The 12001-nt window shown below is 40.4% G+C and carries 12 protein-coding genes and 1 pseudogene; all 13 read right to left on the bottom strand.

Annotated features, from left to right (window positions below):
* Positions 1–94: 94 nt before the first annotated feature.
* On the bottom strand, positions 95–802 hold the full coding sequence (locus AC0L7Q_RS09875; RefSeq protein ID WP_016900424.1) for a helix-turn-helix domain-containing protein: 708 nt from the start codon (positions 800–802) through the stop codon (positions 95–97).
* A gap of 236 nt (positions 803–1038) precedes the next feature.
* A pseudogene (locus AC0L7Q_RS09870) lies at positions 1039–1287 on the bottom strand (endonuclease III); the annotation flags it as partial.
* A gap of 105 nt (positions 1288–1392) precedes the next feature.
* Positions 1393–2094: a CPBP family intramembrane glutamic endopeptidase gene (locus AC0L7Q_RS09865; protein WP_409423424.1), complete on the bottom strand. Its 702-nt coding sequence runs from the start codon at positions 2092–2094 to the stop codon at positions 1393–1395.
* A 38-nt stretch (positions 2095–2132) separates the two neighbouring features.
* Entirely contained in the window at positions 2133–2423 is a 291-nt protein-coding gene (locus AC0L7Q_RS09860; protein ID WP_409423423.1) for a transcriptional regulator, read from the bottom strand.
* On the bottom strand, positions 2416–2898 hold the full coding sequence (locus AC0L7Q_RS09855) for a hypothetical protein (protein WP_303497641.1): 483 nt from the start codon (positions 2896–2898) through the stop codon (positions 2416–2418). The genes AC0L7Q_RS09860 and AC0L7Q_RS09855 overlap by 8 nt, the downstream gene beginning before the upstream one ends.
* A 199-nt stretch (positions 2899–3097) precedes the next feature.
* Positions 3098–3730 (bottom strand): endonuclease III, encoded by a 633-nt coding sequence (gene nth, locus AC0L7Q_RS09850; protein WP_413402502.1) that lies wholly within the window; start codon positions 3728–3730, stop codon positions 3098–3100.
* A 45-nt stretch (positions 3731–3775) separates the two neighbouring features.
* Positions 3776–4474: an electron transport complex subunit E gene (locus AC0L7Q_RS09845; RefSeq protein WP_413402499.1), complete on the bottom strand. Its 699-nt coding sequence runs from the start codon at positions 4472–4474 to the stop codon at positions 3776–3778.
* Positions 4471–5109 (bottom strand): electron transport complex subunit RsxG, encoded by a 639-nt coding sequence (gene rsxG, locus AC0L7Q_RS09840; RefSeq protein WP_413402497.1) that lies wholly within the window; start codon positions 5107–5109, stop codon positions 4471–4473. The genes AC0L7Q_RS09845 and rsxG overlap by 4 nt, the downstream gene beginning before the upstream one ends.
* On the bottom strand, positions 5106–6164 hold the full coding sequence (gene rsxD, locus AC0L7Q_RS09835; protein WP_008115238.1) for an electron transport complex subunit RsxD: 1059 nt from the start codon (positions 6162–6164) through the stop codon (positions 5106–5108). The genes rsxG and rsxD overlap by 4 nt, the downstream gene beginning before the upstream one ends.
* Positions 6165–6222: 58 nt before the next feature.
* Positions 6223–8550: an electron transport complex subunit RsxC gene (gene rsxC, locus AC0L7Q_RS09830; protein WP_418157299.1), complete on the bottom strand. Its 2328-nt coding sequence runs from the start codon at positions 8548–8550 to the stop codon at positions 6223–6225.
* 8 nt (positions 8551–8558) lie between these two features.
* Entirely contained in the window at positions 8559–9113 is a 555-nt protein-coding gene (rsxB, locus tag AC0L7Q_RS09825) for an electron transport complex subunit RsxB (RefSeq protein ID WP_008115242.1), read from the bottom strand.
* A gap of 1 nt (position 9114) precedes the next feature.
* Positions 9115–9696, bottom strand: a complete 582-nt coding sequence (gene rsxA / locus AC0L7Q_RS09820; RefSeq protein WP_008115244.1) for an electron transport complex subunit RsxA — start codon at positions 9694–9696, stop codon at positions 9115–9117.
* Between the two features lie 240 nt (positions 9697–9936).
* Positions 9937–11880, bottom strand: coding sequence for a bifunctional diguanylate cyclase/phosphodiesterase (locus tag AC0L7Q_RS09815; RefSeq protein WP_413402493.1), 1944 nt, complete (start codon positions 11878–11880; stop codon positions 9937–9939).
* Between the last annotated feature and the right edge of the window lie 121 nt (positions 11881–12001).

Raw genomic sequence — 12001 nt, 5'->3', positions numbered from 1 at the left:
CCTATTTATAATAACTTCAATATAGAAATAGTATGCTAATTATGTAGGGTGTTTTTAACAATTAAGACGCAATAGTTAACAATTCCGACTAAGTTTACTTTTTGAATTTAGTTGGTGATAGACCAAAGTATTGTGAAAACTTTCGGCTAAAGGCTGAGGGTTCTTTATATCCTACTTTTTCACCAATAATTGGTAACGGATAATCTGTATGCGTAAGTAATGCTTGGGCTTTTTCCATTCGAAGTTTTGTTACGTACTTCATCACGGTCATACCTGTTTGTATTTTAAATAGTTTCTTAAACTGTGTTTCACTCAGGAAAGCAGATTCAGCTAAACATTTAATTTGAAGCTGCTCTGCAATATTTTGCTCTATGAAGGATATTGCTGTACCAATGCGACTATCTACCTTTGGTAATAAAGTTTGCTCTGCCAGCAGTAAGCTGAACATTTCGAACATCGCCTGTTCTAATTGAGCATTAACTTTGTTTTCTAGTTGGTTTTCGATAAAAGTTAAGTAACTTCTAAGAGATGAGTTAATTGCAAAAACAATACATTGTGAAGATGAAATATTTAGCGGAAGATTTTTCATATCTACGACTACAAACCTAGCTTCAGTGTTTGCAGTGAACAGGTGCTCTTCGTTGGCTTTAACTACAACACATTCACTTGGTGCAACTTTTCCATTGAAATCACCAACACATATATTTATGACACCACGTAAAGGTAGAACCAACTGATTAAATTGATGTGAGTGACGAACTGGCTTTGTGCTATAGGAGCGGATGGATAATAGATTTTTCATAATAATAGAAAACGTATTGCCTTATTTCATCATGATTAGGGTTATATATCTTAGAGTAATGAATTCTAAAGTGAAGTCTTAGTTTCTACTGGTGTTTTTAATTAAAGTTTATATGATCAATGTGGCGGCTTAGTTGACTGTCAAGATGATGATAGCTCTACGTTTAATGGATACTAAAAATATCTCTGAAAACTATTGATGCTAATGTCCGTTATCGTATCAAAGCAGTCTAAACATTACTCAGTCTTATCTTTAAACTCACATAAGTCTTCAATAATACAACTGCCACATTTTGGTTTTCGGGCTGTGCACACATAACGGCCATGTAGAATAAACCAGTGGTGAACGTCGACTTTAAACTCTTTAGTAACGTGTTTAAGCAGTTTTTGTTCGACTTCGACCACGTCTTTTCCCGGGGCAAATTTTGTGCGGTTCGATAGTCGGAAGATGTGTGTGTCTACTGCTATTGTAGGCCAACCAAAAGATAGTGAAAACAGATCATGTTTCTATGTTAAGGCATGAAGGTCAGCCTCTACCGAAATAGACACTACAAGACTCTTGGCTTCGAGAGCGTATTTAATCTAATACCTTTAAACCCGATCTAACATCGACATGGTATTTAACATGCAATGTGCAACTATTAAAGGCCATAAGTTTCTACCAAAACATACATAGCCTACTCCCATGGCAATACCAATCAAACCAACAGTGATGGAGCGCTCTGATAGATCATATGAGTGTCTAAATCCAAAAATAAGTGCTTGAAGTAAGACGGCAGTTGCGGTTGCAAACCAGGTATTTGATAATGCTTTTTCGAACCAGTTGATTAAAAAACCGCGGTCTAATAACTCTTCTAACATCGACTGAAGCCAGATGAATGGAAGAATCATAATAAACAAGCCCCAATTACCAGACAGATCACCAAATTTTGAGCTTGCCTGTTGGTGAGAGTGATCAGGTGATAGGTTTAAACCCAAGCTGTCTTTAAGTAACTGAAATGTCAGAATAGAAATAACCGTAAACACAAAAATAAAGATCGTTGCTATCAAGGATTTTTTGAAACTTTCGGTTTTGTGCAGCCCAATATCTCGCCAGGTAATTCCTCTAAGTTTCATTAAAAGCATGGCAACTATCAGTGTCGAGAAAGACCACAAAAGGCCGTTCGCTATAAAATTGAATTGTGAAAAATAAATATTTCTCACCAGAAACATAGTTCCAATAAAAAGCGAAATATCAAACCACAAAACCCATGAGTATTTGTGATGAAAACAATGTAGTTTAAGCGATGCCATTGGTTTAAATATCCTTATTAATACTGCGCCATGCAACGTTATAGGCCTTTAACGATGGCATTCAGGGCACTTACATGATTTAAATAGGCTCGTTGCCCTTCTTTTGTGAGAGATAACCATGTGCGTTGTCTTCCGAAATCAGTTCGTTTACTCAAGCAGACATAATTTGCTTGGACTAACGTTTTTAAATGTTTAGAAAGTGCAGATTCGCTGAGATCTAATTCTTCCCTCAAAACCTTAAACTCTATCTCTGCCGTGATACTGAGAATCGAACAAATCTGCAATCGATTTGGCGCATGGATAACATGATCAAACTCTGCCTTATACATGGTTGCTTTTACCTGCTCGATAATTACCTGTAGGGAAAAAATAAAGCAAATAGCCGAGAGAAATCGAGCCAATAGCTCCGCCAAGATAAGCTACCCACCATAATTCACGTATAGAGAGCTCTCTGGAGAGCACCACAACCAAGCCAAAAAAGATAGCTATAGTGAAACCAAATTTTAGTTCTGACTTGTGAGTCGGTAATACTTTCGGCTTTATACCGACAAGCCGCTTGCTGTACATGTAAATTCCAACAGCAAAAAAGAAAACTACAGAAGAAATAATAACACCCAACATCCACAGATTGTCGTGTCGGGTAGAAGCCCAGGAAAACACTCCCATACCATATGAACCGGATATAAAAATGTTTAGCCAAATTGGCATTCTTAGCGTCTTGATTGTGTCTTGTTCTGTTTTTTCGATAGCCTTTAACGATGACTTAATTTCGTTTATCGAAACGTTTTTTTCATTATCTTTCATATCGCGATGTTCTCTTATTAACTTGCCAATATGGAAAGTAATATAATACACACTTTCCATATTGGCAAGGCATAGCTTTCCAGTATAGAAAGTTTGTAGGTATAATCACGTCAATTTCGTCCAAAATTTCCAAATTTTCTGAGCTAGAGGAGAAGTGTACTAGAGCGTAAGTAATATAAATAATCAATCAGTGGTGTAGCTAATCAGTTTTATCCTTAAACTCACACAAGTCTTCAATAATACAGCTGCCACATTTAGGTTTTCGGGCAACACAGGTATAGCGACCATGTAAAATAAGCCAGTGGTGAACATCGACTTTAAATTCTTTGGGGATCACTTTTTCGAGTTTTTGCTCAACGGCTACAACGTCTTTACCCATGGCAAGCTTGGTACGGTTTGATACACGGAATATATGCGTATCTACAGCGATGGTCGGCCAGCCGAAGGCCGTATTTAATACAACGTTAGCAGTTTTACGGCCAACGCCAGGGAGGGCTTCGAGCGCTTCCCGATTTTCTGGCACTTCACCGTTATGCTGATCTACCAATATTTGGCACATTTTATATACATTGGCTGCTTTGGAATTAAACAACCCAATGGTTTTTATGTAATCACGCAGTGTGTCGTGGCCAATATCTAAAATGGCTTGTGGCGTATTAGCAACCGGAAATAATTTACGAGTGGCTTTATTTACCCCAACATCGGTTGCTTGTGCTGAAAGCGTAACGGCAACTAGTAACTCAAACGGGCTTGAATATTCAAGCTCCGTTTCAGGATGTGGATTGTCGTTGCGTAAGCGAGTAAGTATTTGGTGACGTTTTTCTTTATTCATGTAACTTAAAACGCATTAGCTTTATTAAGTTAATGCGTTTTCCCCTTAAGTTAAGCTAGTAACACGCGCTCTAGGGCCTTTTTCAGCTTCTGGCGGTGCGATTTGTTTTGATTTTATTTGTGCATCAATTACATTTTTAGCGGCAATCAGCAGCCCAAGCCCTAAGAATGCGCCCGGTGGTAAAATGGCCAGTAAAAACTGGCTATTAAAGCTAAACACTTCAATGCGCAATATAGCAGCCCAAGGCCCGAGTAATAAATCGGCACCATCAAATAATGTGCCTTGTCCAACCAGCTCTCGCATAGCGCCAAGTACAACCAGAACCAACATAAAGCCTAAGCCCATCATCAAGCCATCAAAGGCGGATAAGTGCACTGGATTTTTTGAGGCAAACGCTTCTGCACGGCCAATAATGGCGCAGTTGGTTACAATTAACGGAATGAAAATCCCTAAAGATTGGTAAAGGCCAAAAGTGTAAGCGTTCATTAACAGCTGCACAATTGTTACAAAACCGGCAATAATCATCACAAACACAGGTATTCTAATATCTTTAGGTACCCAGTCGCGCACTATTGATACGGTAATATTAGAGCCCACTAATACCAATAAGGTTGCTAAGCCTAAACCTAGCGCATTAGTAATTGTAGAGGTAACAGCGAGTAAAGGGCATAAACCTAATAACTGTACCAAGGCGGGGTTATTTCCCCATAAGCCTTCTTTGTAAAGGGTTTTTAATTCGCTCATGGCGTTACCTCTGGGCATGCGTTTGCTGCTGTGAACAGAGCATCAAAGTTATCTTGTGCATAAAGTACCGCGTTTTTGACTGAGCCTACAACGGCACGAGGTGTAATTGTAGCGCCAGTAAACTGGTCAAACTGGCCGCCGTCTTTTTTAACGGCCCAACGATCGTCGCTTTCGCTTTGTACTGTTTTTGCATTAAATGTGGTGATCCAGTCTGATTTTTTTATTTCAACTTTATCACCTAAACCTGGCGTTTCTTCATGTTTGGTTACCCTTACACCCGCAACGGTACCATCGCGATATACTGCACTGAGTAAGTTTATATCACCACTGTAGCCGCTAGGGGTGACATGACGAATGACTAATGCCACAGGTTCGTTATCTTTTCGGGCACGATAAATAACTTGGTTGTCGTATGGCCCTAGTAATGGATCAGATATAATTACACAATCTTGCGATAGCTCATTGCTGTATTTGGAATGTGGCAATACTTCTTGAAGCTGATTAGTTAATTGCAACTGCTCTTGCTCTGCAATTTTATCAGCGGTAAGTGTATTAATTGTGGCAACGAGTCCCGTTGTTAGTAACGCAAACCCACACAATATTGCGCCATTTTTTACCATTGAAGAAATAATCATTTTACTGCTCCATGGCCATAGGTTCTTGGTTGTGTATAGTAATCGATAAGCGGTACCGCTATGTTTATTAGCAACACCCCAAATGCAACTGCATCAGGAAAACCACCAAAGGTGCGAATTAAATACACGATTAAACCAATTGCTGCACCATAAATAAGGCGACCTCGATTGGTGGTTGCAGCTGATACAGGATCGGTGGCGATAAAAAAGGCCCCCAGCATAGTCGCACCACTAAACAAGTGAAACACTACACCCGGCTCTGTACCTGGCGAGGCAATATAACCAATTGCTGCGCATAAGCTTAAGCTTGCAATAAAACTCACTGGTATATGCCAGTTAATTACTTTTGTTTTTAACAGGTAAAGGCCGCCGAGTAAGAAGGCTAAGTTAACCCATCCCCAACCTAGGCCAGTCCACTCATTAAATACGCTCTTTTGCATGCTCTCTGTCACCGTTAGTCCGTGAGCAATATCTGTTTTTAAGGTATCAAGTGGGGTAGCCATTGTGCTGCCGTCTATTCCTACTCGGAGCTGATCTAAGCTGTATCCTAACGTGGTAAAGTCGCTAAAGATTAAGCTTAACTGCTGGCTAAAAGTAATACCCGTATTAAGTAATTCTGTAACGGGTAACCAAGCAGTCATTTGCACAGGGAACGATACTAATAAAAGCACATAGGCTGCCATTGCAGGGTTAAATAAATTAAACCCTAAACCACCATATAGCTGTTTAACAATAACTATGGCAAACAAACACCCTATAACAATAATCCACCAAGGCGCTAAAGGCGGAATACTTATTGCCAATAACACACCGGTAAGCCATGCACTGCCATCGCTTAATGCAGGCCAAATAGGGCGCTTACGCATTAACATAACGGCTGCTTCAAACGCGCTTACACACACTAACGCCAATAATAATTGGATAAGGACACCGGTGCCAAAAAATACAACTTGCGCAATAACACCAGGAATACAAGCCGCAATCACAGTTAACATTAAACGTGTCACAGATTTGTGACTATGATTGTGGGGTGAACTGGCCATGGTTAGTTTCATGACTGATCATTTCCTTCTTTTTGTTGCTTTTTAGCTTTAGCGCGAGCAATAGCGGCGGCTACGGCGGCTTTCTTTTTTCTTGAGCTGTTTGCTGTGAACCTTCTGAAGATTCATCGTTGCTTTGTGGCTCAGTGTTTTCACTTTGTTTTGCTAATTCATCAGCCTGCGCTGCTTTTTTGGCTTTAGCACGGGCAATAGCCGCAGCGACGGCAGCTTTTTTATCATCGGTAGCGACAGGTGATTCACTTGCAGTTTCATCGCTTGGTGTTTGCTCATTAGCTTGCGCTGCTTTTTTGGCTTTAGCGCGGGCAATAGCGGCTGCCACGGCAGCTTTTTTATCATCGGCGGCGACAGGCGATTCACTTATTGCGTCATCGCTTGGTGTTTGCTCAGCAGCTTGCGCTGCTTTTTTGGCTTTAGCACGGGCAATAGCGGCAGCGACGGCGGCTTTTTTATCACCGGCAGCGACGGGTGATTCACTTGCAGTGTCATCGCTTGCTGTTTCCTCATTAGCTTGTGCTGCTTTTTTGGCTTTAGCACGGGCAATAGCGGCAGCGACGGCAGCTTTTTTATCATCGGCAGCAGCTGGAGATTCACTTGTTGTGTCATCAGTTGCTGTTTGCTCATTAGCTTGTGCTGCCTTTTTGGCTTTAGCGCGGGCAATAGCGGCTGCAACTGCTGACTTTTTGTCATCTACAGCTTCGTTATCACCATTATTTTGTGCTTTTTGCTCTTTATAAAGGCGAGCTTGCTCTTTACGGGCTGCGCGTTCTTTTGCAACTTCACTGTTATCTGGCTCAAGTTCGCCACCTTGCTTTTTAGCTTTAGCACGCGCAATTGCCGCTGCTACAGCTGATTTATTGTCACCATCGCTGTTTTTATCTTTAACGCGGGCAAGGGCATCAGCTACTTTTTGCTGCTCTTCGGTAGATTTAGCTGCAGGTTTACGTTTATGGCGATTTTTTCGCTCAGCTTGCTCTTGCTCTAAACGCGCTTTACGTGCATCAAATCGTTCTTTAGCGCGATCAGATTTTATCTTCTCGGCAATTTGCTCTTTAATCTCAACTTTTGCAACGCGGTAGTACTGAACGAGTGGTATTTCACTTGGGCAAACATAGGCACACGCGCCACATTCAATACAATCAAATAAGTTATGTTCTTGGAGTTTGTCGTATTCTTTTGATTTAGCAAACCACTGTAACTGCTGTGGTAACAATGAAGCAGGGCACGCATCTGCACAGGCACTACAGCGAATACAGGCTTTTTCTGGGCCAGGCTCTGCTAATTCTTTATGATCTGGAGCAAGTATGCAGTTTGTTGTTTTAACAACGCCAATACGAACCGTGGGTAAGGTAAAGCCCATCATAGGGCCGCCCATAACGACACGCTGTTGTGGTACTGGTGAAAACCCTTGGCAATCCAGTAAATGTTTTATTTCAGTACCTAATAGCGCCCATACATTGCCAGGCTTATGTATAGTATTACCCGTTACTGTTACTACGCGCTCTATTAACGGTTTACCTTCGTATACAGCTTGCTGTATCGCAAATAAAGTACCTGTGTTATGCACTAAAATACCGATATCAGCAGGAATGCCACCATTAGGAACTTCACGGTTAGTGAGTAGTTTTATCAGCTGTTTTTCACCGCCAGAAGGGTAAACCGTGGGGACTGTTTGTACTAAAATATGCTCGTTATGCTTCGCCGCTTCAGTCATGGCTGTGATAGCTTCGGGCTTATTATCCTCTATGCCAATAATACACAGGGTAGGGTTGAGCAGCTGTTGCATGAGCTCAATACCTTTGATTATTTCAGCGGCATGTTCGCGCATTAAAGTATCGTCAGCCGTGATGTAAGGTTCACACTCAACCGCGTTCACGATTAAAAACTCAATCGGCTGCTTAATATCTGCTTTAACGTAGGTTGGAAAACCTGCGCCTCCCATGCCAGAGATCCCCGCATTATGAATAACATCAACGAGTTCATCGTGTGATGCAGTGGCTGGGTTTGCTAAAGGCGATAATTCACACCAGGTATCGTTGCCATCGGGTTCAATAATAATGCTTAATTCAGGCAAAGCAGAAGGGTGTGCTGATGGCATAGGCGTAATATCAATAATAGTGCCTGATGTAGGTGCATGCACAGGTACCGACCAGTTAGCAGAAGGCTTAGTTAATGGTTGACCTTTTAATACGTGCTGGCTTTTTTCTACAATTAACTTGCCGCTAGCGCCAATATGCTGCTTTAAAGGCAGAACGAGTTTTTCAGGCAAAGGAAGGCGCGCAATAGGCGCATTATTAGATAATGACTTTTGCTGTGGAGGATGTACGCCGCCAGGAAATGCCCAAACGGTGCCTTTTTTTATTTGTTCAAGTAACTTTTCCACTCAAACCTCTAATCTATTTGGGTAACAGGAATAGCGTCTAGTTGCCATTTCCAAGTTTGTTTTGTTGGTGCAACAGGTAGCATGTCAATACAATCGACCGGACAAGGTTCAACGCATAAGTCGCAGCCTGTGCATTCGTCAATTAGAACAGTGTGCATTTGACGGGTTGCCCCAACAATGGCATCAACAGGGCAGGCTTGAATACATTTGGTACAGCCAATACATTCATCTTCGCGAATGTAGGCCACCGTTTTAACTGGCTCGGCTTGTTCGCCGCCGGCTAAGGGTTTAGCCTCAACCCCCATCAAATCGGCCAATTTTTTAACTGTGGCATCACCACCGGGTGGGCACTTGTTTATTTCATCGCCATTGGCAATGGCTTCTGCATATGGGCGACAACCAGGGTAACCGCATTGACCACACTGTGTTTGTGGCAAAATGGTATCGATTTGCTCCACTACAGGGTTACCTTCAACGCGAAAGCGAACAGCTGCAAATCCTAAAATTAATCCGAAAATTAACGCCAGCAAACCCAGCGCTATTAAAGCGTACAACAAGGTCATATTAAAACTTCACTAATCCAGTAAAACCCATAAAGGCCATTGACATTAAACCTGCCGTTATCATTGCGATTGAGGCACCTTTAAATGGAGTGGGCACATCTGCTGCGGCCAAACGTTCGCGCAATGCCGCAAATAAAACCAATACTAATGAGAAACCTACAGCGGCACCAAAGCCATAAACGGCAGATTGTAAAAAGGTGTGATCTTCTTTGATATTTAATAAAGCAACACCGAGTACTGCACAGTTAGTCGTTATTAAGGGTAAAAATATTCCCAGTAGACGGTATAACGTTGGACTGGTTTTTCTAACAACCATTTCAGTAAATTGAACAACCACCGCAATGACTAAAATAAAGCTCATTGTTTTTAAGTAGGTGATATCCAGCGGTAATAAAATATACTCGTTTACTAAGTAACTGGTCACAGAGGCAAGCGTTAGCACAAAGGTGGTTGCTAAAGACATACCTATGGCGGTATCAAGTTTTCCTGATACACCCATAAACGGGCAAAGGCCTAAAAATTGTACTAATACAAAGTTGTTAACTAACACTGTTCCAATTAATAACAAGACGTATTCTGTCATGTGTGCCTCACGCTAATAAAATCCCGTGTATTATCCTTTTTTCTACTGTGATTAACAACACGTTGAGTGATTATCAGTTAAATAAACAACGTAAAATAACGGGCTAATTTTAAAGGGCCAAGATCTAAGAGCTTTGCAATTAAAAAGCTGTCTGCATTTTAACGGCTGAACAATAGCAAAAGCACACTTTAAAACGTAAAAAAGAGCATAAATGCTCTTTTTTATTTTAGTTAGGATGGGTTAGATGTCTTTAGGCTTTTCAATGTAATAACCCTGAACGCCATCAAGGCATAATGTTTCTACAATATGTTTTTCTTCTTGGCTTTCAACGCCCTCTGCAAAAACACTGACGCCTATTCTATGTGCAAGGTCGACCATTAAACGCATAAAGTACTGATTGTTTTTATCGTCTTCCAAACCACGTGTATAGCTTGCATCCATTTTAATAAAATCTGGTTTTAAATCTCTGAAAAATTTAAATGAGGTGAGTCCCACACCAAAGCGTTCTACCGTTATTCTGGCACCAACGCGATGCACCATGTCAATGAAGCGTTTGCTTGCTTTAATGTTTTGTTGGAGACCAAATTCACTCACTTCAAAAATTAACTTAGAAGCAATATGGGTATCTTTAAGTAAACGGCGCTCTAACCAAATCATGAATTGGTCGCTGTGCGCGCTTGAAGGGGTAATATTTAAGCCAAAATACTTTTCAGATAAATTACTCGATTTTATTCTTTCCAAAGACGACTCTATAATTAACTTATCAATTTCTATCGCCATATCGAGCTTTTCAGCCATTGCTAAAAATGAAGCGGTAGGCAAAGCTTGGTTTTCTTCTGATTTGAAGCGGGCTTGAATTTCAGCATAGGCTTTAATGCTTTTGCCTAAAGGCATAATATTTTGGATCACTAAATGGACGCTTTTAGACTCAATTACTTCGTTAATTACCTTGCGCCAGTTTTGGTTACCAAACCCAGCACTGACGTTATTTGCAAGATCAGTATCGCGCTGTACATGCCACGCATTAGCTTGTTTAGACTGCGCCATGCTCATTGCGTTATCAACGATAGAAAGTAACTCACCTAAAGGTTTTGATTTTTCATACCCTACAATACCTGTGTTTGCAACCGAGCTAAGCTCTTGGTTTTGCATATATTGAGTGAAGCGCGACTGTAAGTTTTCACCAAATTTTTCAGCTTCTTTTAACGGGGTATTTGGTAAAATGGTTATAAAGTCAGAGCTGTTTACTCTAAACACTTGGCTGCCGGAATAGGTGCCACTAATACTTACGATAATATCTGCCACCGATTTAATGTACTCATCGCCTTTTTGATAGCCGCGGCTTTGATTGATTGACTGCAACTCACTACAGCGAACGAGTGCTAAAGAGCCAAATGTACTTACTTCGGTGTTTTCAATATTCTTTTCGTAGTAATCAACAAACATATTGCGATTACCTAACTCAGTAACACCATCTTTGTAGGCTTCACGTTTTATTGTATGTGCAGCATTTTTTATATTGTCATTTTTACTTTTTAAAAAGTGCGATAAACGATTAAAGCTAGGAATTAAACTTTTTCCTAACTTAGCTAACTCTGGCGAATCAATTTTAGTCGCAAAGTCATCGCCTAGTTGATTTTGGTTTATATAAATATCAATGACATCAGCAACGTCCGTGCAGATGTTGTCATTAATGTGCTTAACAATAGTTTTCATTAATGCAATAGGTATTAGAGCGAGTAGGGTGCTAATAATTAAAATTGTAAAAAAAGCAGTTTGAAACTGCTCACTCAAATGAGTGATGTTGATTTTAAACTCAACTTTTATATCGGCGTTATCATTAGTGGCATACTGAGGGCGTACTGAGTTATTGCTTGACTGAGTAAGTTCTGCAATAACAGGTAATTGCGCTGAATTGTTAACTGAAAATACTTCCGCACCTTGATAATCACGTAAAGTAAAATGTGAAAAGATTTCACTGCTTGCAAGTGTATTTTTTAAGTTATCAGCAGAGAGCTCTGTTGCAGATAGGTTTTTAATATATTGCTCGACGGTCACCTGCGCATTTTTTTGAGCTTTACCGATGGCACTATCAAAGTTTTGGCTAATAAAATAACAGCCAGCAGTCACAAGAATCAACCAAGCCATCAGTTGTATAAAAATAAGTTTTTTAAATGCTGCCATTGTTTAATCTTTATATGTCAAAGGGGAGGACACAACCTCATGATTATTAAAATAATTATAGCTTGATAGAGAAAGTTATCAAATAGTTAGTTTTTGTAATCAAAAAGTTTTTTATTTTAAT

The organism is Pseudoalteromonas sp. KJ63-1, from assembly GCF_055808145.1.
The sequence above is the reverse complement of the archived record's forward strand: the minus strand, read 5'-3'. Positions and strand labels throughout refer to the sequence as shown.

Coding starts and splice junctions, on each gene's coding strand:
- AC0L7Q_RS09815 (WP_413402493.1), bottom strand. CDS start 11,880: ATGGCAGCATTTAAAAAACTTATTTTTATACAACTGATGGCTTGGTTG.
- rsxB (WP_008115242.1), bottom strand. CDS start 9,113: ATGACCTTGTTGTACGCTTTAATAGCGCTGGGTTTGCTGGCGTTAATT.
- AC0L7Q_RS09855 (WP_303497641.1), bottom strand. CDS start 2,898: ATGAAAGATAATGAAAAAAACGTTTCGATAAACGAAATTAAGTCATCG.
- AC0L7Q_RS09845 (WP_413402499.1), bottom strand. CDS start 4,474: ATGAGCGAATTAAAAACCCTTTACAAAGAAGGCTTATGGGGAAATAAC.
- rsxG (WP_413402497.1), bottom strand. CDS start 5,109: ATGATTATTTCTTCAATGGTAAAAAATGGCGCAATATTGTGTGGGTTT.
- rsxD (WP_008115238.1), bottom strand. CDS start 6,164: ATGAAACTAACCATGGCCAGTTCACCCCACAATCATAGTCACAAATCT.
- AC0L7Q_RS09860 (WP_409423423.1), bottom strand. CDS start 2,423: ATGTATAAGGCAGAGTTTGATCATGTTATCCATGCGCCAAATCGATTG.
- AC0L7Q_RS09865 (WP_409423424.1), bottom strand. CDS start 2,094: ATGGCATCGCTTAAACTACATTGTTTTCATCACAAATACTCATGGGTT.
- rsxA (WP_008115244.1), bottom strand. CDS start 9,696: ATGACAGAATACGTCTTGTTATTAATTGGAACAGTGTTAGTTAACAAC.
- AC0L7Q_RS09875 (WP_016900424.1), bottom strand. CDS start 802: ATGAAAAATCTATTATCCATCCGCTCCTATAGCACAAAGCCAGTTCGT.
- nth (WP_413402502.1), bottom strand. CDS start 3,730: ATGAATAAAGAAAAACGTCACCAAATACTTACTCGCTTACGCAACGAC.